Raw genomic sequence first — 22459 nt, forward strand, 5'->3', positions numbered from 1 at the left:
AAACGCAAAGTGCGATTAACATTCGCATCTCATTTAATCGCCCTTGGTACTCTCTACGAAGACATTAAAATCTCTGCATTCAATTTGAAAAGATTTTATTCTTAGCATGAAAAAGAAATGACCGCACTGCCTAAAAAATAGATAAAGATAGAAAAATATGAATTTCAGGAGAATATTTTCAGTTCTATCGTGATGGTATTTAAGCTTGTGCATTATAATAAAGCACTTCCCAAACATATATACTCCCATTGCACCATAGACTTTGTAATATCCCCGTTGCACCTTAGAAGGTAAAGTGACAGGAAATAGCTTAATTGTCATAAATGTTATCTCGAAATAGCGTTAAAACACAGTGTGTATTTTAAAATTCATCACTTATTCCTGTAATAAATAAAACCTCTTCATAATGCTAATTTAGGGGAAGGCTTTACGCTTTGATTTAAAGGGCATGACGCGTTTTGCATTTAATTTCTGCTTCATGCATGAGAAATTGCTGCCAACCGGTTAATTTTGCGTGTTTCTTTCGGTATGTATGGATTGCCATCATAATACGCATGGCACCGTAGACCATCACAGCGAGAATAATCGTGATTGATATCAGTAGTTCTGTTGAATAACTCATTATTATCATTCCGCTCTATTTTCTTCGTCTGATGTAACTGATCGATGTAATCTGTTGCTTGTGCCAGCGTATCCACCTTGCCAAACGACTGATCACCTAACCACAGGTGATAACAGGTAATCGGTTGAGCCACTGTTTTCTGCAGGAAGACAAGGGTAAATCCACGGTATTCCTGTGAGTGGCGACTGATTGGGGTTGGGGTGTAGATCATGTGTTTTCACTTACCGTTGTATGTGCTACTGCTGTTAGTAGCCCCAGATCTCCCACGAGTCCAAGCTTTTGTGCACGCTTAATCCATGTATGTTTCCAGCCATAAGACTCCACAGGACGGCTAATTGTCGCCATATGTACCATTTCTAACCATTCATTCCACAGAATGTAAATACGACGACTGCTGCCAGTGGCACCGATAATTTCACGCTCAGTAACCATAGGTAAAAGGCGGCGATCCATCATATGGCGTACTGATGTTTCGGTTTTTCCAGTACGACGGGCAAATTCAGATACAGTAATCCCATCTGGGATTTTGAATAGATGTTCTAGTTGCAGTTCTGGCATGTTAACCTCTTGTTTGCCATATTGGAGTATAAGTTGATGCTTATGATTCATAGATACGTTTATGCTTGGCATAAACCGGGATGCGCTCTGGCGTTATGAGTCGGGAAAGACAACACCTAACATTGATGTGGTAACAAAAATCCTCAATCATCCACGGTTCGAAAAATACGCATTGTGGTTTATGACTGGGAAAATTGCTCCCGAATTCGGGCAAATAGCACCCGCTCTCGCACACTATAAGCAAGAAGATGAAAAATTTAGCCGTCCAGACAGAAAAATGGATTAATTTTGCGCGTTTATTTTATTGAATAGATAGAAGTTTTATCGTGCATATTGCACAACTGGTTTTGGATATATCGATGAGATTAGTCAAGAAATGAATTGCTAGAAAGTAGGTATGAGGCCAAATGGAGTTGCTGAATGTATATCCCGCAGATATTCAACAAGAAAGATAATATTGTTGTGTTTCAAAAATTTATACCTACTCAGACTAGCTATCATAGAAAACGGTATCAATAACGTGTAGCCATTAAGCTCAGTCTGAGCAGGTAAAAACCCATTCGATTATTTTTTGAGACAATCATCACAGAAACCGTTATTCTGTAATTCATTGAGTACAAAACAAATGTCATCTGCGATATAAGTAAATAAGTGAGGGAGATAAAGTTGATATATCCCATTGATTTCTTGATGTATTAAGTCTAATCGCAGGAAGTTTAATAAACTTCTTGAACGATTTAATTTGTGATAGCTTTCAATACTCATTTGTGCCTTTTTCATTAGACCTCTTCGGAAACTATAGCAGGCGCCATGTAACGTGATCACTTTTGTTAATAAATATTAATTAATATCAATATGTTATTTCTGATTTTCATAATCAACTGATACGGCGCCTGCTATAGTTTCCGAAGAGGTCTATTTAATAATATGAAACACACATCGAAAAGTGTCAGTTAATATTTGAGGCCAGTATTTTATGCATGAAAGAGAAGGGGTCTACAGAAATTAACGTAAACGTCTGGTGGCAACATCATGCTTTGACTATTTTTCCTTATTCCATCTTGTTATTATTTAATTCGTAATCCTCTCACTCCTTCGGCGGCAGTAAATTTCCCTGTTGCAGCTTGTTCAACGAACTCACCCCACCAGTCCATCAATACTCTACGTTGTTCCAAATAGGTGCTGCGGTTATAAGCGTTACGGACTGAATCCTTACCGGTATGTGCCAACACTGCCTCGATAACATCAGGATTAAATTCCTGCTCATTCAATGCGGTACTGGCAATGGATCGCATCCCGTGCGCAACTAATCGCCCGCCGTACCCCATGCGCTTAATGGCGGCGTTGGCCGTCTGACTGTTCATGGGTTGAAGTACATTTTTTCTACTTGGAAATAAATAGTTTCTATGAGCGCTAATCGGTTTCATGGCGTCGAGTACAGCCAGTGCTTGAGATGACAGGTGGATAATATGATCACGCCTCATTTTCATCCGTTCGGCAGGGATCCGCCATTCCTGCAAGTCGTAATTGATTTCTGACCACATGGCACCCACAGCTTCGGACGGTCGGGTTACCGTCAGCAATTGCCACTCGATCAGTAATCGGGTCTGTAATTCTATACTGGCAACCGACAGTGCTTGCATAAACTCAGGTAATTCCTTTGGTGTCAATGCGGGCATATTTTTCTTTTTCGGTTTTTCAAAGGCTTTACCGATACCGCCTGCAGGGTTGGCATCAATTACCCCGCAATTAACGGCGAAAATCATGATTTCATTTAACCGTTGGGTTAATCTTTTTACGGTTTCCAAAACACCTTTGGCCTTGACTGGCTCCAAAGCAGCAATAAGCGTGCGTGCTTTAATCTCCTGTATCCCGATATGTCCAATGGCAGGAAAAATATCACGTTCAAGTGATCGCCATATGTCACGTGCATAGTTTTCCGTGATACTGGATTGCTTGATTTTAAACTAATCAGCCGCAACCTTTTCTCCAAGGTATTAATTCTAGCCTCTTGCTCACTGGCTAATGCTGTTCGTTGGTACTCTTGTGGATCAATCTTTTTTACCAACAGTGCTTTTGCTGCCTCTCGTTTCTGCCTGGCTTCAGCCAGTGAGAGTGCGGGATAATTGCCAAAAGTGACCGTCGTTCTTTTTTTGCTAACGGGGTGATAGTAGCGAAAACGCCATGTTTTAACGCCGGATGTTTTAACAAATAGCAGTAATCCACCACCATCGTGTAAAGATAAATCTTTGTTGGTTGCCCTTGCCGCTTTCACTTCGGTATTCGTTAGGGGCTTCGCCTGTAGTGCCATATCATCACCCTTTAAGGACTATGGGACTACCTATTTTAAGGACTAGAGAATAGAGTCCCTCATGTAGTCCTAAAGAAACAGGGTATAACCATGCCACACCGAAAGACAACAGGCAATAAAAAACCCGCAAACCTAGGTAGAGTGCGGGTTTTTCTTGGTTTACCGGTACTTTCTGGTGACTACCGATAGTTTATTTGGTGGAGCTGGGGGGATTTGAACCCCCGTCCGAAATTACTACGCCGTCGGCACTACATGCTTAGTCCAGTCATTACATTCACCGGTTAGCTGCGGATGGACACGCCACTAACAAACTAGCTTGATTAAGTTTAACGCTTCAACCCCAAGCAAGGCATCCACGCGATCTCTTTTAAATTTGACCTCTCTTGATCCCCGTCCTAAGAGCGGAGGCTAGGGAGAGAGGAAACCTTCAGTTTTTTAAGCTGATCAAGCTGCCATAGCAGCAGGTTCGTGTATTGCGTCGTTTGCAACTATTTTTTTGCGGTTTTTTACGAGGCCACCGCGCCTCGGCATGCACCTTGGGGTTCGCTAATCTCGTCGAATCCAGAATCAGCCCCAAAGAACTCAGTCAAGTATAACAGAACTCCACGTTGTTAAGCCAGCGACTTAACGGTTCGCATTTTTCATAATTCGCGCCTTGTCTACACGCCATTCACGATCTTTGATCGTATCTCGTTTATCGTGATCTTTTTTACCTTTGGCAACACCAATCTTTATTTTGCTCCACGCATTTTTCCAATACATGGAAAGGGCTACCACGGTATAACCTTCGCGATTAATGCGTCCGAACAGGGAATCAAGTTCGCGTTTGTTAAGCAGCAGTTTCCTGGTTCGTGTTGGATCACAGACGACGTGCGTGGAAGCAACACTCAGTGGTGTAATGGTTGCACCCAAAAGGTGAGCTTCACCGTTTTTTAATATCACGTAGCTATCACTGATATTGGCTTTACCTGCACGTAAGGACTTAACCTCCCAACCTTGCAGAGACAGCCCTGCTTCAAATTCTTCTTCAATGAAGTAATCATGTCGCGCGCGCCGATTTTGTGCGATGGTTGCAGAACCGGGTTTGTATGTTTTTTTCTTTATCATAATGTTGGTCATTATACTGTATGTGTTGATGAATGAAATGATTTCCCACTGGATGTTGGTGTATTTTATATCAGGATATCTATCGGTTTTTTGTCTGTTAGCGGATTAATGATATTATTTAGCAGTTTTGGATCCTACCGGAGATGTTATGCCACAAATTAATTGCGCTGAATTAGTGCCATTTAGTGCAGAACAAATGTACAAATTAGTGAACGATGTGCCCTCTTATCCCGAGTTTTTACCCGGTTGCGTTAGTAGCCGTGTGATCGGTGCCAGTGAACGTGAGGTGACAGCTGCCGTAGAAGTCGCTAAAGCAGGGATAAGCAAAACGTTTACTACACGTAATACACTTATGGATAACCAGAGTATCAATATGGAATTGGTCGATGGTCCTTTCCGTAAGCTTTTGGGAGGCTGGCATTTTACACCTTTAAGCCCCGAGGCCTGTAAAGTAGAGTTTCATCTTGATTTTGAATTCACTAATGCCTTGATTGAGCTAGCATTTGGCGGTTTTTTTTTTAAAGAATTAGCGGGAAATATGGTGCAAGCTTTTACACAACGGGCGAAAGAGGTTTACTGTGCCTGAAATCCGTGTTGAGGTAGTGTATGCATTACCTGAACGCCAATATATCCGTACGTTGCTACTTGCTCAAGGGAGCACGGTTCTACAGGCGATCGTAGCTTCAAAGTTACTTCAGTTGCGTTCTGATATTGATTTAGAACACAACAAAGTGGGGCTTTATGGTCGACCAGCAAAGCTGGGCGATGTCATTAATGATGGCGACCGTGTTGAAATTTATCGCCCATTGATCGCGGATCCTAAAGAATGGCGGCGGCAGCGAGCGGATAAAGCACAAAAGAACCGCTAATCAGTGCTAAACAAGTCAATTCTCTTCTGATTAAAAAGTATATTAATAGCGAGGGGTTTTGCTCGCCCTCGCTGAGGATCCTTAGAACCTGTTCCAAATCTTCTTGAGCGATGCTCAGACGAGGAAAAAACGCGAGAAAAAGCGCAGTTTACATAGAGTAAATGAGCATTTTGAGCGCGTTTTTGACGAATGACTTGACCAAAACACGGCGAGCACAAGAGATTTCGAACAGGTTTTTAGGGGGGCTGTTGAGAAGGTCGCTTAAAATATAGATAGGATAAACTACTTCATCATAAAATGTCTCCGGTTGATCAGCTTGATGGTTATATTTTTCAATAAGTTGACTCAAAGGAATTGTCATCGTGATACTCTCATTGACTACCTTCAAATCGATGTCTTCAGGCACAGGCTCTGTGTTCAATACGTTAGAAACACACAGAGCGAATTTTCTTTGAGTTTGGAAAATCCATAGATCTTGTTCTTCTCTTTGTACCTTATAAGTACCCAAATCTTCTTTTTCGATAATTAACTCAACATCTTCTTCAAATGCCCTATTATGGGCCTGAATGACGAAAGTGATTGCTGACCAATTCTGTAATTGGATGAGGAGTGTGGCAGATTTTTGCCGTGGATACAGAGTTTTTATCTCTTTGATGTCGGCAAGAAAATAAGCAGAAAAAGCCAGGTTTTTTTGCAGCCCAGATAGCGTACTTTTTTTCTCAATATAAATCAGCTCATCACCAAAGCGTTTAATACAGAGAAGATCTGCTATTTTTTGCCATCCAGCAGGCCAGTCTTCCGCCATTTCCCACTCTTGTAACCCCGATATTTTATACACTCTCTTTTCTTCAGCGCTGACATAGCTGTGGTATCCATCTCGGCTCAGCCCCAAATACTGATAGTCAACGTGTTTATCTCTCTCTTTTGGTATCATGAAAAGTGCTGATAACTGTGTGTTATACCATCCATATTGGCTAAATCTCAGAAGTCTTTTGGGCTTTAATTCAATATTACAGGCCCCACTTTTACGGATCGCAATGAAGGCCTCTCTTATCATGTTGTTTATGTCGTCAACATGGAGTCGTGCTTTCGGCAGAAGCTGAGCAAGGTGTGCGGCTAAAAAAGACCACATATTTTTTGGCGTAACCGATAGACATTCTGGTGTTCTTTTAACTATTTTTTCTATTAGCATTTTCCATATTTGCGTTTTTCTTTCAGTAAAATTGATCGTGAATAAATCTTGCGCGCCAGGAGGTGTATTGGGAATATGGGTTTGCCAAATCGCGTAGTGATCACAGGGATAAGCACGATTTTCATCACTGAAGACCCTGTAAAACTCTTTTTTCAAGGCACTCGCTAGTTGATAAGACAGTAAATAGGGTGAGATGTATCCCTCAGCGATGCCCTGTAGAGAAAAGTGATAGGGCGATTGTTTAAAATCGGAAAAAAAGATCAGTTGATTATTTTCTAGATAAAGTAATTCCTCATTTTTCCATGCTTTTTGTACACCATACAGGACAATCTCTACAGGTGGCAGTCTGTTTTCAGGGATCACAGGGTTGAATGTTTGTACTTCATCAAGGGCTATACTGCTGATATAAAGGAGATTTTTGTTATGCGGATCCCAAAATGCGGCTTTTTCCTGTGTGTCATGGGTGAGGTAGTGTAATTTCTGTCCGTGGGATGAGTAATAGAAATAAAATCTTTTTAAGTGCGTCTCATACCAGGTTTGTAAGGACTTCGTATTGTGTGTAGAAACTCCGCATAAAAATCCTTCGATACCCAGCACGGGAAGATGAAAACGTTCGTCTGCTTCATTATCATTGAGCGCCAGTAAGGCGGTAAAGGCGGTAAAGGCGGTTGAGAGATCATCTTGATGATTTGTTAGCCATCTGCTACCTATAGTCGATAAATACGCGCGTCCAGAAACATCGATGGCATAAATATTGCCCTGAGTGTCTTCAGTATAAAGCCGTTCAGGCGTATGTCCGACATGTTTGAGTAGACCCAATTTGCTGTAATCGATATAAGGCTCTGTGTCGTGTTTTATATAGAGCTTGCCCTCTTCATTTTCGTTGTCTACGGGAGTCTGATTGCCCGTGGACATCCAAAAGCTAACCCTTTGATAATCATTTCTGCCGCTCCATATTGGCTTGATTTTTTCCTGTTTGCCGGTCGGCAGCGTTATTGGAGCGAGGATACCGCATGATCGGCTCCACCAATACGCCTCAGTATTCTCATTGTCAGTAATTTGAATAATTTCATCGGCGTAGATCTTTCCACCAGACGATTTTTTGTTCAATGGGTTATGGTTATCGGGATAATCATCCAGCAAATAAATGTCCAGCAACATGGTACACAGCAGACCTCGCAACTGCTTAAGGGGGTTTGTGAAGATCGCTCGCCAAAAAATAATTCGTTTTGTACTAAAACACTGAAAATATCGCTGCTGCATTGAATTTTTCGCAACAACAGCGGGTTGTGGGCGGTAGGAGTGATATTAATTGCGTAATGCACTGCTACCGATGAAGCCCCTTTTTTGAAATGTTCTATCAGTGTCAGTTGCTCCCCTACTTGCGTAATTTTGACCCTGATTTTTAATCCGGTCGATGAGGTAAAGAGAGGAAGAAAAGAATAATTGACGAACTCCAATAGAGAAGATCGGCTATGTGTAATCCAGAAAGTAGGCTGAAAAGGGGACTCTCTGGTTTTCAGTTTCCCGTTTGTTTGCGTATTCAAATCAATGTGGGCATAGAAAAAAACCTTTTCTGCTTCAATGGTTAATAATCGCGCGCAAGCGATAGAGAATTTAAAAGCAGCGAAGGCCGGTACCCACAGTATGGCTCCATTTTTAGTCACATAATGGGCATTCCCCTGGTAAGTTTCTGCCTGATAATTTTTAATCAATAAGGATGGTAACCTGTCAGCGTCTGAGAGCGTTTTTATCTGCTGTTCATATAAAAGATTAAGCTCTGCTTTTAGGCTGTTTGCGGGCGACTCGCTGGCATCGAAAACGATTGAAGCGATATTCATCTCGCTTGCGGTAATATTCTGGATTAGGGTCACTTTTTCATGGATCAGGCATTGAATCTGTATGCTTTCGTCCGCAGTGAGCATAAGCTCGATTTCATGTCCGCCGATCTGTAGTTGAGTATTTTTTCTGCTAGGTAACGTTATCACTCCCAGGGTAAGGGCGCTAATAAGCCAGTTTCCTCCTTGTAAGTGCAATTTTAATGGAAAGGCAACAGGTGGCAGTACCAAGATTTGGCACAAATTTGAAGTGTTATCCATGTGGTAGGTAATTTCACTGGCGTTATCGATGATGTCTTGCCGAAAAGCTTGCTCTGTTGCTGTTATTTTTTCTTTAAATTGTTCATATCCCGATCCAAATTTTTCCCAATCCGGATTTTCTTTTTTAAAAACGGTGTATTCCTGGCTGTAATCTTCCTTGGTTTTTGCCCAAGGAAAATGCAATGCCCATTGATTTTGTACAAATTGATTTTCAGAAATCGTCACCCAGATGTTGGTCAATTTTTTCGTAGGTATAATTTCTTGCATCTCATAATAGATCGATCGCGCCATCCCTCGTGGTACATCGTTGATATGCCGTTTATGAAAAAAAACAAAATCTTTATTCTCTTTCTCTAGTTCTCTAAGGGGGCAAAGGCTTCACTGGATCCATACTCCTCTATTTTAGCCACACCACGATCATAAGAAAAATCATAATCGGTCTGCGCCACACAAGGCAAAACCAGGTTATGTGTCAAGATATCATCTTGCTCGTTATTGGGTGGTAGCTCGGTGACAGAGACATCAGCACGATGAAAAGGCTTTAATACGTTTAATTTTCTGAGTTCACTTTGTATACCACCGATGAAGGTACTGCCATATGCTTGGTATCTTTGTGTTCCGAATGCGATGCGGAAAGCCCTCCCCAATACTCCTAACTCGAGCAAGGTAATACTGGCAGGTCCCTCATGGATGAAGCAGCCCTGTTTCAATACATAGCCCTGCTTCCAGCTCTTCTTAAGGTTTTTGAAAAATTGCGCGCTGGCTTTAATCGTATTGATTTTCTGTTGGAAATGCTCCAGCAGAAAAATAATCACTACACCGATTATCGCCACCACCAAAACAGCGGTACCTAGCGCCAGCGCCAAGCTGGTGGCACCGAGTAATGCCGCACCTATCGCGAATAACTGCAAGCCAAAACCCAGCACACTGAAACCCAGTTGTATGCCGAGGATCATTTGTGCATCGCTATTAGGCGCATTTAACAACGCGCTGGTCGTCAATACGATATCTGTGGCACTGAGGATAAGCCCCAACCCCATAAAGGTTTTGCTGATACCGTTCACCAGTTTTTTCACCACATGCTGGATATGGTCTTTCTGCAAAATACCTTTAATCAGAAACGCATACCGGCTGGTTTCTGTCGTGCCCGAGAGCAGCTCTGCAGAAAAATAGGCTATCCTGTGTAAAGAAAATTCTACTGCCTGTACACTCACTACCCTGCTCAATGTAAAGTAAGACAGTCTGGCAGCATCATCGAGTAGATCACTCGCCATTCCGACGACACCGACATAATGCTGTAATGCGAGAGATTGCCCGAATTTATTAGGCAGCCCACGCGTGTCAGGCATAGCAAACAGGCCTTTGCCGGATTTTATCTGCTCAATGAGAAAGCGGGCTACGAAAATTTTATTGAAAAGCCAGCTCGAGAGATCCAGTGCCACCCTACTGTGATAGTGATTCACTGCCAGTGCCAGATTGTCTTCATTGGAGAGGGGTATGCGGTAACTTTTTTCCAAAGAATCGCGGACCTGTTTAAAAATCGTTTGCTCGGTCTCAATCTCTATCAGCACACCTGTTTTGGGGTTCAAGAAAGGTACTCTAAATGTGTTCCGACCGCTAACCGGCGTGACTTTTTGTAAGAGAACCAGAGAACCTTCGGGAACAGCACGACCCAGGAGGGCGATTTCTTTAGTCAAATTTTCAAAGATCAGAGCACTGTTGAGATAAGATTCCGCCAAGGGGATTGTTTTTTTTCGGCCGGTAACGGGTGTTAACTCTGAAGCTATATTACGTAAATCTGATTGAAAGACTTCGATGCCTGTCGATTTTTTATTTGTATTCTGTGCGGTGTAATAGATAAAGAAGGTGTGATCACCACTCAGTTTTAACACATTCTCTTCAAAATATTCTAATGATGAATCTGGGATGGGGGTGTCGAATACTTTCTTTTTGAACAGGATAGAGAGACGTCTCTCCATATACCCCAAATAAATCACTTTAATATTTTTAGCCTCAGAACCCAGGTAATTGATGATGGGGTAATAGGCGTTTTTTTGTGCTAAATCCATATAGTAAAAATCAAACAGATCTTCATCTACTGATGTTTTAAGAGAGGCATAGTACTCTGGGTGGCTTATTAACAGTGTTTGCAGCCGTTGTTGCGTTTTATCCAGAACCAGATTGGAAGACGCCAACCATGCAAGCCATTGCTCTGGTTTTTCGTTGAAAATCACTTGTCGAAGAATATCTCTTAGTATGCGCAGCTGATCAGCGCGATCGTCGACAATAGCAGTCCGGATTTTTATCCCGCCAGAAAGCTCCCCTCTTTTCATGCCAGAAAACAGTGCAGACACATCTGCCATAAGAATACGGTGCCCAGCAATGTTACCGAATTGATCGGTAAGGTGGATAAAATCCGGTTCACAAAAAAGATCACTCATTTTGGCCGGAAGTAACCCATCACTGAAGGCATATACACTGAAAAGACCAAATCTGCCGTGCTTATTGATGTCGATCCAAGGGCGTATCTGGGTCAAGATATCTTTTTCCAACAGGGTTTTTCCAAATTTTACTGCATTGCCTGAGGGGGTCAAAACACCAACCCACTTATAAGCCTCTTGAGAGGAGCGCCAGAGAATTTTTTCGCTCAGCACGTCCCAACTTCCTACCCATTTACGTCCAACAACATCGACACCGATGATGGCATCACACACAGCCACGCCTTCATAGATTTCAATGCGTGATTTACGCAGATGTGCCAGCAGTTGATAAGTAAATCCACGACTGAGTGAAGAGTTCCAGCCGTTACTTGAGCTTGGACTATGGCTTTTAACGGGTTCGATATCACTGGCTACCACGTGGATGCGTGAGATAACATCTGGGGTTTGATCACCCGGTACCAGATTCCGATCGATACAATTTTTTAGCACCTGACTTGCCAATACATTGATTATTTTTTGAGCGACATCTTCGCCGCTAAGGCCGCTTAATTGCTTGTTATAACCCTGCCCAATCAGCAAAATACGGGCTTTTTTATCCGCCTGATTATCATAAAACTGAAAACCTTGTGGAATGGTGCCATTGATCATGATGCGTTCTTGACGACCTGACTGTACTATTTTTACCCAAATGCTGATCTCTTTACGTTTGTTATACAGCCAATGTGCCGCTGCTTCCGTGGATGGCTGATTATCAAATTGTATAATGAGCTGACTTTGATAGCGGGAAGGTTTTTCGTAATAGTGATCTCGACTCATCATCGCCGATCCGATCCAGGTCGATTGCAAATTTTCTTCGGTGTTGTAACTGATGTGTGTAAAAACAAAAAACTGTTGCTTAAACACCTCAAAATAGGCTGTTAACTCGGGATGACTGGCACTAAACTTCTTTTCATACTCAGCTAACCAGGCGACGATAATTTTGGGCCCCGAACTATAGACGGTCGCGACTGCACCCTCTATCCAGCCATCATAGCGGTACATCATTAAATTGATATCTAACGTGGAATATTTGTCGGATGATGGGCCAGGTGGACGGGAAACATCGAGCCGATCTATCTGGTGTAGTTCTATTTTTATATCCCTTTGCAAAACGATATTAAGTATCTCCAACATCGCGAGGCTATCTTTCGATGCAAATAGACAGGAGTTGGTTATCTCACCTTCTACATAAGGATGCTTTATATAGCCTATTCCATCGGGCAACACGTGTAACTCACCCAGAGGGATCATCAAGCTGTCTTTTGACAGGGACTCGACAATGTGATTAATCTCTGGTGATAGGAGCTGGACGGTTTTAAAAAAGGGATCCTGATTGCCCTGATTAATGTCCAGGGCAAGTTGCTGATAACTTGGCAGAGGTAACAGACTGTCATCATTACAGGCACGTAGCAGGCTGTTCATCAACATCATTTCCACATAAGCCTGTCGGTGATAGGTGTTTTCTTCAAGAGCGAGCGCTTTACCCGTGAAGATCGATTCCAGCACATCGGCTAAATAGAACCAGAATACGCCTCTCATGTAAGAGAACTCATTCTGTGGATAATGATCATTGATAATTTTTCTTTTGCTGATGTTGTCAAATAAATCTGTTTTTATCTTTTGCCAGAGCCTGTTATCTGGATGCGGTAAAAGGTCAACATCAAGATAAATGCCGCCTTCTTTGTAAAGGATCATGTAACGGACTTTGTCAGAAGCAGAAGCCGAGTTTTGGCGTAAGCCAAGTTCTTTGAGGTAATATTTGTAATAATCTTTTTTGGCCGTGTTCTGAAACAGGGTAGCATTGATCTCGACCAAACGAATCGGCATTTTTGGCTGAGCTTGAGTTGCACGGCTTCGGGCGACGTTGAGCGCATTGATGGCCTGATCGAAAGAGTACGCATGTGTCGACTTTATTTCGTCTAGTTGATCGGTCGTACTCCATCCTTTAGCCAACAAAAATTGCGTAGCGCAGTCATCAAAAGTTTGCTGTTGACGCATTCCGGGGAGGAAATAATCTTTATAAAATTCGTTTTGTAAATCGATAATGGCTCTAACATGGATCGAGGCCGTGCTTTCAATGTCGATGTCATTACCGATCCCCTGTAGTGTCCCCGCGTAGAGCTTAATTTTTTGGCGCAGGATGCCGGAGAGTAAGGCGTGAGGATCGTGCCATAGCTGGATTTCGTAATCAGGGTTGTAATAAGCCCAGGTTTTCATGTAAGCGATCTGAAAAGAACCGAGCGTGCCAATCCAAACGAAATGGATTTTTTTCTCTACCGGCGTTAATAGGTGCTGTTTTTTTTGTAACACGTGGTTTAAAGCGGTTTGAATCTTTGGCCTCGAAGGCGGGTCAGCGAATTTGTTCCCACCGATTAAAAGTAATTCCAGCTCGGTTTGTATACGTGCCAACAGGCAGAGTTCTTGGACATCGCCGGTAATGCTTAGCCTTTGGTATTCATTAAGTAATAGCTTGATTTTGTAAAAAATAGGAGCGTCAATACCGAGTACATCCTGTATTTCACGTATTAATGTTTCTTTGTCCATGATTCAATTAATCCCTTTAATTGAGTATCCATTCATTCCGTCCAATTTGCCGGTTAATTCTTTTATTGACAAGCTATTTTTTAGGTTTTTAGGATACCTAGATAAAATCAGTTAAGAGATCATCCAGGAGATAGGTGGGATGAATGACTTCATCATAAAATGTCTCCAGCTGATTGGGTTTATTGTTGTATTTTTCGACCAGTTGACCCAGTGTCACTGTCACTTCGCTCACCTTTGTGGCTACCTTCAGAGTGATATCTTCAGGCATAGGATCTGAATCCAATACGTCAGTAACACAGAGTGCGAATTTTCTTCTACCGCGAAAAATCCATAGATCGCTCCCCTCTCGTTGCACCTTGTATTCAGCTAATTGATTTTTGTTGATAAGCAAATTCACACTTTCTCCCCGCCCTCTGCCCTTAGCCCGAATGACAACATGGATCTCTGACCAATCCTGCATCTTGATAGGCAGGGTTGCAGATTTTCGCCCCGGATACAGGGTTTTTATCTCCGGCATGTCTGAGAGAAAATCAGCAGAAAAAGGTATTATTTCCTGGCGTTCAGATGAAGGGGAAACTTTTTCAATAAAGATCAGCTCATCGCCGAGACGTTTGATAAACAGAGGTGTGACCACGGGTTGCGATGCGGCAGGCCAATCGTGCGTTGTGGTCCACTCTTGTAATGCTGCCAGTTTATACACCTTTTGTTCTTCGGCACTGACATAGAGGCTGTTTCCATCTCGGCTCATCGACAAATATTGACAGTTGACCCGCTCGTTTTTTTCTCTCGGCATGATAAATAACACCGCCGCCTGGCTGTCATACCATCCATATTGTCCAAATTGTAGGCATTTTTTTTGATGCAGTGAAATACGTACAACACGACTTTGAATGGTCGTGAAGGCTTCTCCAATCATTTTTTGCAAGTCGCGAGTACGGAGCTGTTCTTGTGGCAGGAAATTGACAAGATATGCCGCTAAAAAAGCCCACATATGTCTAGGCGCAATAGATTCCTCTTGAGGTGTTTTTGTGACTATTTTATCTATCAAAATTTTCCGTAGTTGTGCTTTTCGTTTGGCGAAATTAATCGCAGACAGGTCTGGCACACCAGAAGACGTATCGGCAAGGCGGGTTTGCCAACTGCTGTAGTGATGGTAGCTGTAGGTGCGACTATTGAAAAGGGTGAAAAATTCTTCTTTTAAGGCCTGTGTTAATTGGTAAGACAGTAAATAGGGCGCAAGGTATTCTTCGGTAATACCGTGCAAAGAAAAATCATGGGGAGATTGTGTAAAATCAGAAGTAAAGAGCAACTTGCCGTTTTGCAGATAGAGTAACCCTTCATTTTTCCAGGCTTTCTGTACATGACTCATCATCCGTTTTGCAGGTGGCAGCCTGTTTATCGGGATCACGAGGTTGAAGGTTTGTGCCCTACCAATGCTCATACTGCCTACCTGAAGCAGAGCTTTGTCACGTGTATCCCACAGTGCAGCTTTACGCTGAGCATCGTCACTGAGGTAATCCGGCTTTTGTCCATCAACCGGTTGGTAGAAATAAAATCTTTTTAAGCGCTTGTCATACCAGGTTTTTAATGGATGCGTATCGTATGCAGCAGCGTCCCCTCTTTCGGTACATAGAAATCCTTCTACGCTGAGCACGGGAAGATGAAAACGTTCTTCTACTTCATCACTGTTGCTGGCAAATAACGCCTCAAAAGCGGCAGGGAGATCGTTTCTATGCGTGTTCAACCAGGCGCTGCCTATACGTGATAAATATGCTCGCCCAGAAACATCGAGAGCGTAAGTATTCCCTTGCGCATCTTCAACATAGAGCCGTTCCAGCGTGTGTCCGCTGTGTTTAAGGAGACCCAGTTTGGTATAATCGATGGTATAATCGATATGAGGTTCAGTGTTACGTTTTACATAAAGTTTTTTCAGCCCCTGTGCATTTTCATCGCCCACGGGCGTCCAAAAGCTGGCCCGTTGATAATCGGTTCTTCCGCTCCATATTGGTTTGATCTTTTCCTGTTTCCCTGTCGGCAGAGTGATCGAGGTGAGTATCCCGCATGATCGGCTCCACCAATACTCTTTTGTGTTCTCGGTGTTGGTGATATAAACCATTTCATCAGCATAGATCTTGCCTGCAGATATCGACGTATGGTTGCCCAGTAGTGTGGTACAAAGGAGAGCTTGCAGTTGTTCCAGAGTAGTCTGTGAGGATCCTGAGAACCATTCACCGACACGGGAAATGCTGAAGATATCTTGGCTAAACTGGATTTTTCTCAACAATAAAGGCTGATTGGCAGCAAAATTGATATTAATCGCGTACTGTATCTCTACCGATGAGTTGCTTTTTTTGTAGCGTTCTATCAGCATCAATTGCCCTTGCTCTTCTACTATCTCTGTCTTGATCTGTAACCTTGTCGATGAAGAAAAGAAGGGAAGAAAAGAATAATTGATGAACTCCAATCGAGACAGTCCGCAATGTGTGATCCAGAAAGTTGGCTGAAAAGGATGATTGATCCTGCCTGAAGTTGCCATTGCAATAGATTCAGCATGTAGATCAAGGTTGGCATAGAAAAAAGCCTGATTGGCTTCCTCGACGAGGAATTGAGCATATTCAGTGGCAAATTTAAAGGGAGCCAGTACCGGAGCGAAGACCAGTTTTTTATTTTTAATCAGATAATGCGCATTCCCATGGTAATCACCTTCGTGGTAATTTTTGATCAACAGATGTTGTAGCCCAGAAAAATCGTTGTAGGCGTTTTTTTGACTCTGATATAAAAGCTCAATCTCTCTTTTTATGCTGTTTTCGGGGCAGTCGGCGGCATCAAAGACTAGCGAAACAATATTCATTTCGCTAACGGTAATACGCTGGATCAGGGTTGCTTTTCGATGGATCAAATACTGGATCCGAATGTTTTGATCGGCGACAAGCGCTACGTAGATTTTGTGTCTACCAATCTGTAATTGATCGCTTTCCCTTCTGAGTGGTGCTATTGTTCCCAAGTTAAGGGCACTAATCAACCAGTTACTTCCTCGTAGCCACAATGTTAGCGGAAAGTCAGGGGGCGGCAAAACCAGGATTTGTTGAGTGTTTGCAGCGTTGTCAATATGGTAAGTGATCTTACGGGCATTATTGATAATTTCCTCTCGAAATAGCTGCTCCTGTACTTTGACTTTTTCCTTGAACTCTTCATATTCCATTGTCTGCCAATCGGGGTTTTCTGTTTTAAAAATCGCGTGTTCTTCGTTGTAGTCCTCTTTATTTTCTATCCAGGGGAAATGCAGTGCCCATTGCTGTTGAAACAGTGGGTTAATCCTCACCCTGATGTTGGTGGGCCTTCTGCTGGCTGTGATCGCTTTTATTTCACGATGAAGATAGGTCACCTGTGCAAGGCCGGTGACGATTTTGCTATGAGAAAAGACAAAATCTTCGTGATTCCTGGCCAGCGCCCTGAGGCTAGCAAAGGTTGCATCGGATTCATCGTCTATGGTTCTAGATCCACTCATTGTATAAGAAAAATCGTAGTCAGTCCGCGCAATACAAGGCAAAACGAGGTTATGATTTAACACTTCACCGGTATCATTGCCGGATGGCAGTGCGGTGAGAGCGACACCAGAACTCTTAAATTCCTTTAATACATTTAATCTCTCAAATTTAGCATGAGAACTGCCTGATGAAGTGCTCCGATACGCCTGGTATCGTTGTGATCCAAAAATAATCTTGCAGTCAGTACCTAATTCCAGCCCGCGGATACACGCGGTACCTTCATGAACAAAGCAGCCATTCTTCAGTAGGTAGCCTGTCTCACGGCTCTCTTTCAGCGTTTTGAGAAATAAAGCGCAAGTCTTAACTTCATTGGCTTCTTTCTGAAAAGATTCCAACAGCAAGACGACCAATACACCGGTCACGGCAACAACCAAAGCCAGTACGCCAAGCGCCAGCGCCATGCTTGTCGCACCGGTTAATGCCAGCCCGATAGCACCCAGCTGTATGCCGAAACCTAGCACACTAAAACCCAATTGTGTACCGAGGATCATTTGTGAATCGTTATCCGGGGCATTTAAAAAAGCCTCGGTCGTCAATGCCACATCGATGGCACTGAACGCCAGCCCTAAGCCCATAGCGGTTTTGCTGATATTGGTAGTGAATTTTTTCAGTGCGTACTGGATCTGGTTTTTTTCCAGGATCCCTTTGGCTAACACCGCGTAACGATGGGTGGTCGTCGTGCTTGCGAGGAGCTCTGAAGAAAGATAGGCCATCTTACGTAAAGAAAACACCACCGTTTGTCTGTTCAAAACCTTGCTCGCCGTGAAATAAGACAATCTGGCGGCGTCATCGACCAGATCATTGGTCATCCCCATGATGCCGACATAATGTTGTAGCACCAGAGTTTGTCTTAATCCATCGGGGAGACCTTGTGTCTCAGGCTGAGCGAACAAACCTTTACCCGCTTTGATTTGCTCGATAAGAAAATGTGCTACAAAGATTTTATTAAACACCCAGCTTGAAAGATCGACCGCCTTTTTATATGAATACCCCTTTTCTGAAAACATCATTAAACTGTTATCAGGCCAAGGGATGAGGTAATTTTTTTCCAGGCTATCCCGTGCTTGTCTGAAGGCGTTTTTGTTGGTTTCAACCTCCGTCATCACGCCCGTGTTGGGATGCAAAAAGGGGACTTTCGATTTATTTTGACCATTCACCGGCGTGATTTTTTGCAATAAAGCCAGAGAATCTGCTGGAACTGAGCGACCTAGAAGGGCAATTTCTTCTGTTAGATTTTCAAAAAGGAAGGCACTGTTAAGATATGATCCGGCAAGAAGCAAGGTTTTTTCTCGCGGGATCATTGGCGGTAAATCAGCGGCGATCTCGATTACATTTGCTTGGAAAATGGCCGTAGAAACCGTGCCTTGACCGGTTTTCCAAACAGAATAAACCAAGTGTGTTTGCTCACTGCTTAATTTTAAGATGTTTTCTTGAAAAAAATCCAATGATGAGGTTGAGACGAGTGATCCAGGTTGCGCTATTTTTTTCATCAGGGCTTGCAGACGTTTTCCCAGATTACCCAGATAAATCAATATAATATTCTGGGATTCAGTCCCCAGGTGATTGATGATCGGGTAGTAGGCATTTTTTTGGGCGAAATCAACATAATAAAAATCAAACAATTCTTCATCTGCCGATGCTCTTAGCTGAGCATAGTAATGTGGATTGTCGGTTAGCAATTGTCGCAGTTTTTGTTGCGTTTTTTCTTCTACCAGTCTAGAAGAGGCAAGCCAGGTCAACCATTGATCCTGTCGCTCGTTAAACGTCACCTGTTGTAGAACATCTCTCAGTATACGCAATTGATCAGCGCGTTCGTCGACAATAGCTGAACGAACTTTCTTCCCCCGGGCAATTCTTTTTTTTTCATGCCAGAAAACAACGCCATGACATCTGCCATAAGAACGCGGTGCCCAACAGCATGATCGAATTTATCAGTAAACAGGGCAAAATCGTCTTCATTAAAAGTATCACTCATTTTGGATGGAATGAGTCCATCTCTAAATGCGTAGCGGCTAAAAAGGCCAAACCTGCCGTGCTTATTGATGTCTATCCAGGGACGTATTTGTGTTAGGAGGTCTTTTCCCAATACGACTTTAGTAAACTTGACGGTTTTATCCGCAGGGTCTAACACACCGATCCATTTATAAGCGGATTGAGCAGAGTGCCAAAGAATTTTTTTGCTCAATGTATCCCAATTCCCCGTCCATTTTCGTCCCACCGTATCAACACCGATCATAGCATCACGTATAGAAATTCCTCCCTGGATCACCAGGCCGGCTTGCCGCAGCTGTGTCAGTAGCTGATAAGTAAATCCATGATTGAGGGAGACAGAGGTGCCAGAGCGGATGTCTGATGCCTCTGTGTCAAAGGATTCGATGCCACTGGCGACGACACTAATCCGTGAGATCACATTTGTGGATTGGTCCGTAAACGAAATGCGTGCATCGATATAGGGCTTGACTTCCGGGCTGGCGAGTACCTTTACGATTCCTTCCGCTATTTTATCGCCGTTAAGACCATTCAATTGCCCGTTTTCACCACGCCCAATCAGCAGGATACGGGCTTTTTCCTCAGCACCGTTATCGTAAAATTTAAAATTCGTTGGGATGTGGCAATGAAGAGCGATACGCCCACCATTACGAATTATTTTCACCCATAGACTGTTCTCTCTGCGCTTGTTATACAGCCAACGTGCTGCAGCTTCAGTTGAGGGGTCACTATCAAATTGTATAATCAGCTGACTTTTATAGATGGAAGGCTTTTCGTAGTAGTTATTCCGACTTATCATTGCCGATCCAATCCAAGTAGACTTCATATCCTCTTCGGTATTTCTACTGATGTTTGAAAAAACAAAAAATTGCTGTTTAAACACCTCAAAATACGCGGCCAATTCGGGATGCTGGGTGACATAATCGGTTAACCAGGCGGTGATGATCCTTGGCCCCGAACTGTAGACGGTGGCTACTGAGCCATCTATCCAGCCATCATGGCGGTACATCATTAAGTTTATATCTAGTGTGGAGTACTCGTTAGAAGAGCGGCGCGGTGGGCTGGGTGGATTGGAAACATTGACCCTATCTATCTGATCCTCTTCTATTTTTGTATCTTTTTGAAAAACCAGATCCAGTATTTTCAATAGCGCAGCGCTGTTTTTAGGGGCAAGAAGATAAGAGTTGGTGATCCGTCCTTCTACATAAGGGTGCTCCATATAGCCTATGCCATCCCGTAGTATTCGCAGCTCACCCAGGGGATCCATCAACATTTTTTTGGGTAGGGTCTCGATGATGCGGTCGATCTCTGGAAACAGGGGTTGGATAGCGTTGAAAAAGGGATCCGAGTTTCCTCGATTGATATCCAGGGCCAGCTGTTGGTAATCTGGTTTCGGTGGCTGACCGTCACCATGACAGGCGCGTAACAGACTGTTCATCAAAACTATTTCGACATAAGCACGTCGGCGATAGATGTTTGTTTCAAACATGGTTAGCTTATTCGAGAAGAGGGATCGGAATACATCCACTAACTCTAGCAAAGATACCCCTTTCACATAAATGGGATCATCTTGTGGATAAGTATCATTGATGGCTTTTTTCTTGTTGATATTGTCCAGAAGTTCTGTTTTTATCTTCTGCCAAACCTCTCCATGAGGATGTGGCAATAGGTCAGCATCCAGATAAACACCGCCCTCTTTATAGAGGATCATGTAACGGGCCTTATCAGAAGCCGAAGCGAGATTTTGCCTTAAACCCAGCTCTTTAAGGTAATATTTGTAATAGTCTTTTCCTGCTGTATTTTGAAACAGGGCCGTGTTGATTTCACGTAAACGAATCGGCTTGTTTGGCTGAGTGGGCGTTCTAACACTCTGAGCAGCGTTAAGCTCAGCAACGGCCCGATTGAAAGCACGCTTATTCTCCGATTTTATTTGCTCTAGTTCATCTAGGGTACTCCACCCTTTGTCCCACAGGAATCGGGTAACACAGTCATCAAACGTTTCATTCGGACTGTTTTTTGCGAGGAGGTAACCTTTGTAAAATTCGTTTTGTAAATCTATGACCGCTCGAATACTCGTTGAGGCGGTGCTGTCTGGCCCCAAATTACCAATACCAATACCGAGTAGCGTGCCTGCGTAGAGCTTAATTTTTTTGCGCAGGACACCGGCAAGCAATGCGTCAGGATCGTGCCATAAATTGATGGCATAATCCGGGTTGTAATAAGTCCAGGCTTTCATGTAAGTGATTTGTACAGAGCCTATCGTGCCAATCCAGACGAAATGGATGTTTTTCTCTACCGGCGTTAATCGGCTGTGTTTTTCTTGTAAAACTTTGTCTAAAATGGTTCGGATTTTAGACATCAGTTGTAGATTAACCAGGTGGTAATCATAAATTAACAGTTTTTCCAGCTCAGTTTGTATACGTGCTAACACACTGAGTTCTTGGTCTCTGCCGACAGTACCCGATCCTTGGTATTCTTTTAGCAACTGATCGATTCGATAAAAAACCGCTTTGTCAGTACTGAGTACGTTCTGTATTTCGTGTATTAATGTTTCTTTGCTCATCGTTAATAATCCATTTAGTTGTTTTGCAAAAAGTCTAATGTTAAAAAATATTCGATAATGCTCCCTGAAGGCTACCTTTCTTAAATTTAGCTTTAACTAAATAATTAAAATTAGAGAAACTTAAGTCAAGGCGGTTTAAGATAACCTAATTATGCAAAATCCTGGTCAAAGAATTAAAAATAGGCGCCTGAAACTACAAATGACACAAAAGGAGTTAGCCAAGAAGGTAGGCGTAGCACAGGTTACTGTCTCGCAATGGGAGCGTAATAACAGGTCACCGCGCGGTGACCGCCTATTTTCTCTCGTAGAAGTTCTCAATTGTGAAGCTTCATGGGTATTACGTGGGGATGTGGTGCCTAGTATACCGTTAAGCAAAACACCTTCAGCAAAAAATGCGCTAACACCAAAAGAAAATGTATTACTTGATTTGTTTTCTGAACTTCCGACAAGTGAACAAGAGCAATTAATTAAAACTCTTAAAGAGAAAGAACAACATTATGCTCGATTTTTGACAGAGTTGTTAGAACCTATTCGAAATCTCTTGTGCTCGCCGTGTTTTGGCTAAGTAATTCGTCAA

13 protein-coding genes, 1 other RNA gene and 1 pseudogene are annotated in these 22459 nt (G+C 42.9%); 4 read left to right on the forward strand and 11 right to left on the reverse strand.

Annotation, left to right across the window (positions count from 1 at the left end; genetic code table 11):
* Positions 1-476 precede the first annotated feature (476 nt).
* Entirely contained in the window at positions 477-833 is a 357-nt protein-coding gene (locus CCS41_RS01625; RefSeq protein WP_119797056.1) for a hypothetical protein, read from the reverse strand.
* Positions 830-1231 (reverse strand): Cox family DNA-binding protein, encoded by a 402-nt coding sequence (locus CCS41_RS01630; protein WP_240313792.1) that lies wholly within the window; start codon positions 1229-1231, stop codon positions 830-832. Before CCS41_RS01630 ends, CCS41_RS01625 begins: the two co-directional genes overlap by 4 nt.
* A gap of 10 nt (positions 1232-1241) precedes the next feature.
* Here CCS41_RS01630 and CCS41_RS01635 point away from each other — a divergent pair, with 10 nt between their 5' ends.
* Entirely contained in the window at positions 1242-1466 is a 225-nt protein-coding gene (locus CCS41_RS01635; protein WP_119797058.1) for a helix-turn-helix domain-containing protein, read from the forward strand.
* Positions 1467-1744: 278 nt separating this feature from the next.
* Here CCS41_RS01635 and CCS41_RS17880 read toward each other — a convergent pair whose 3' ends face one another.
* From CCS41_RS17880 to smpB, 4 genes and pseudogenes are all read right to left on the reverse strand, one after another.
* A complete protein-coding gene (locus tag CCS41_RS17880) occupies positions 1745-2005 on the reverse strand; it encodes a derepression protein (RefSeq protein WP_476727324.1) in 261 nt (86 codons plus the stop codon).
* 242 nt (positions 2006-2247) lie between these two features.
* Positions 2248-3491: pseudogene (locus tag CCS41_RS01645) on the reverse strand (integrase domain-containing protein).
* A 195-nt stretch (positions 3492-3686) separates the two neighbouring features.
* Positions 3687-4066: a transfer-messenger RNA gene (ssrA, locus tag CCS41_RS01650) on the reverse strand.
* Between the two features lie 49 nt (positions 4067-4115).
* A complete protein-coding gene (smpB, locus tag CCS41_RS01655) occupies positions 4116-4598 on the reverse strand; it encodes an SsrA-binding protein SmpB (protein ID WP_119797698.1) in 483 nt (160 codons plus the stop codon).
* Positions 4599-4746: 148 nt separating this feature from the next.
* Between smpB and CCS41_RS01660 the strand changes: the two genes are divergently transcribed.
* Together CCS41_RS01660 and CCS41_RS01665 are read left to right on the forward strand one after the other, a co-directional pair.
* Positions 4747-5184 (forward strand): type II toxin-antitoxin system RatA family toxin, encoded by a 438-nt coding sequence (locus tag CCS41_RS01660; RefSeq protein ID WP_119797060.1) that lies wholly within the window; start codon positions 4747-4749, stop codon positions 5182-5184.
* Complete coding sequence (locus CCS41_RS01665) at positions 5177-5467, forward strand: RnfH family protein (RefSeq protein ID WP_119797061.1); 291 nt, start codon at positions 5177-5179, stop codon at positions 5465-5467. Before CCS41_RS01660 ends, CCS41_RS01665 begins: the two co-directional genes overlap by 8 nt.
* Positions 5468-5615: 148 nt before the next feature.
* Here the strand turns inward: CCS41_RS01665 and CCS41_RS01670 are convergent, their stop codons facing one another.
* The 5 genes from CCS41_RS01670 to CCS41_RS01690 all read right to left on the reverse strand — a co-directional run bounded on the left by CCS41_RS01670 (position 5616) and on the right by CCS41_RS01690 (position 21882).
* Positions 5616-7820: a hypothetical protein gene (locus CCS41_RS01670; RefSeq protein WP_119797062.1), complete on the reverse strand. Its 2205-nt coding sequence runs from the start codon at positions 7818-7820 to the stop codon at positions 5616-5618.
* Complete coding sequence (locus CCS41_RS01675; RefSeq protein WP_205411447.1) at positions 7766-9049, reverse strand: hypothetical protein; 1284 nt, start codon at positions 9047-9049, stop codon at positions 7766-7768. The genes CCS41_RS01670 and CCS41_RS01675 overlap by 55 nt, the downstream gene beginning before the upstream one ends.
* Before the next feature lie 62 nt (positions 9050-9111).
* Positions 9112-13782, reverse strand: a complete 4671-nt coding sequence (locus tag CCS41_RS01680) for a TcdA/TcdB catalytic glycosyltransferase domain-containing protein (RefSeq protein WP_119797064.1) — start codon at positions 13780-13782, stop codon at positions 9112-9114.
* A 97-nt stretch (positions 13783-13879) separates the two neighbouring features.
* The gene (locus CCS41_RS01685; RefSeq protein WP_162859945.1) at positions 13880-19129 is read right to left on the reverse strand and encodes a hypothetical protein; all 5250 of its coding nucleotides are present in this window, start codon (positions 19127-19129) and stop codon (positions 13880-13882) included.
* Entirely contained in the window at positions 19117-21882 is a 2766-nt protein-coding gene (locus tag CCS41_RS01690) for a TcdA/TcdB catalytic glycosyltransferase domain-containing protein (RefSeq protein WP_119797066.1), read from the reverse strand. The genes CCS41_RS01685 and CCS41_RS01690 overlap by 13 nt, the downstream gene beginning before the upstream one ends.
* A 151-nt stretch (positions 21883-22033) precedes the next feature.
* Here CCS41_RS01690 and CCS41_RS01695 point away from each other — a divergent pair, with 151 nt between their 5' ends.
* A complete protein-coding gene (locus CCS41_RS01695) occupies positions 22034-22447 on the forward strand; it encodes a helix-turn-helix domain-containing protein (protein WP_119797067.1) in 414 nt (137 codons plus the stop codon).
* Positions 22448-22459 lie beyond the last annotated feature (12 nt).

It is taken from the genome of Candidatus Fukatsuia symbiotica (genome assembly GCF_003122425.1).
GTDB lineage: Bacteria > Pseudomonadota > Gammaproteobacteria > Enterobacterales > Enterobacteriaceae > Fukatsuia > Fukatsuia symbiotica.

Bases quoted from the DNA above. Each gene is read 5' to 3' on its own strand.
- smpB (WP_119797698.1), bottom strand. From the start codon at position 4,598: ATGATAAAGAAAAAAACATACAAACCCGGTTCTGCAACCATCGCACAA.
- CCS41_RS01625 (WP_119797056.1), bottom strand. From the start codon at position 833: ATGATCTACACCCCAACCCCAATCAGTCGCCACTCACAGGAATACCGT.
- CCS41_RS01630 (WP_240313792.1), bottom strand. From the start codon at position 1,231: ATGAATCATAAGCATCAACTTATACTCCAATATGGCAAACAAGAGGTT.
- CCS41_RS01660 (WP_119797060.1), top strand. From the start codon at position 4,747: ATGCCACAAATTAATTGCGCTGAATTAGTGCCATTTAGTGCAGAACAA.
- CCS41_RS01690 (WP_119797066.1), bottom strand. From the start codon at position 21,882: ATGAGCAAAGAAACATTAATACACGAAATACAGAACGTACTCAGTACT.
- CCS41_RS01680 (WP_119797064.1), bottom strand. From the start codon at position 13,782: ATGGACAAAGAAACATTAATACGTGAAATACAGGATGTACTCGGTATT.
- CCS41_RS01675 (WP_205411447.1), bottom strand. From the start codon at position 9,049: ATGGCGCGATCGATCTATTATGAGATGCAAGAAATTATACCTACGAAA.
- CCS41_RS01635 (WP_119797058.1), top strand. From the start codon at position 1,242: ATGCTTGGCATAAACCGGGATGCGCTCTGGCGTTATGAGTCGGGAAAG.
- CCS41_RS01670 (WP_119797062.1), bottom strand. From the start codon at position 7,820: ATGTTGCTGGACATTTATTTGCTGGATGATTATCCCGATAACCATAAC.
- CCS41_RS01695 (WP_119797067.1), top strand. From the start codon at position 22,034: ATGCAAAATCCTGGTCAAAGAATTAAAAATAGGCGCCTGAAACTACAA.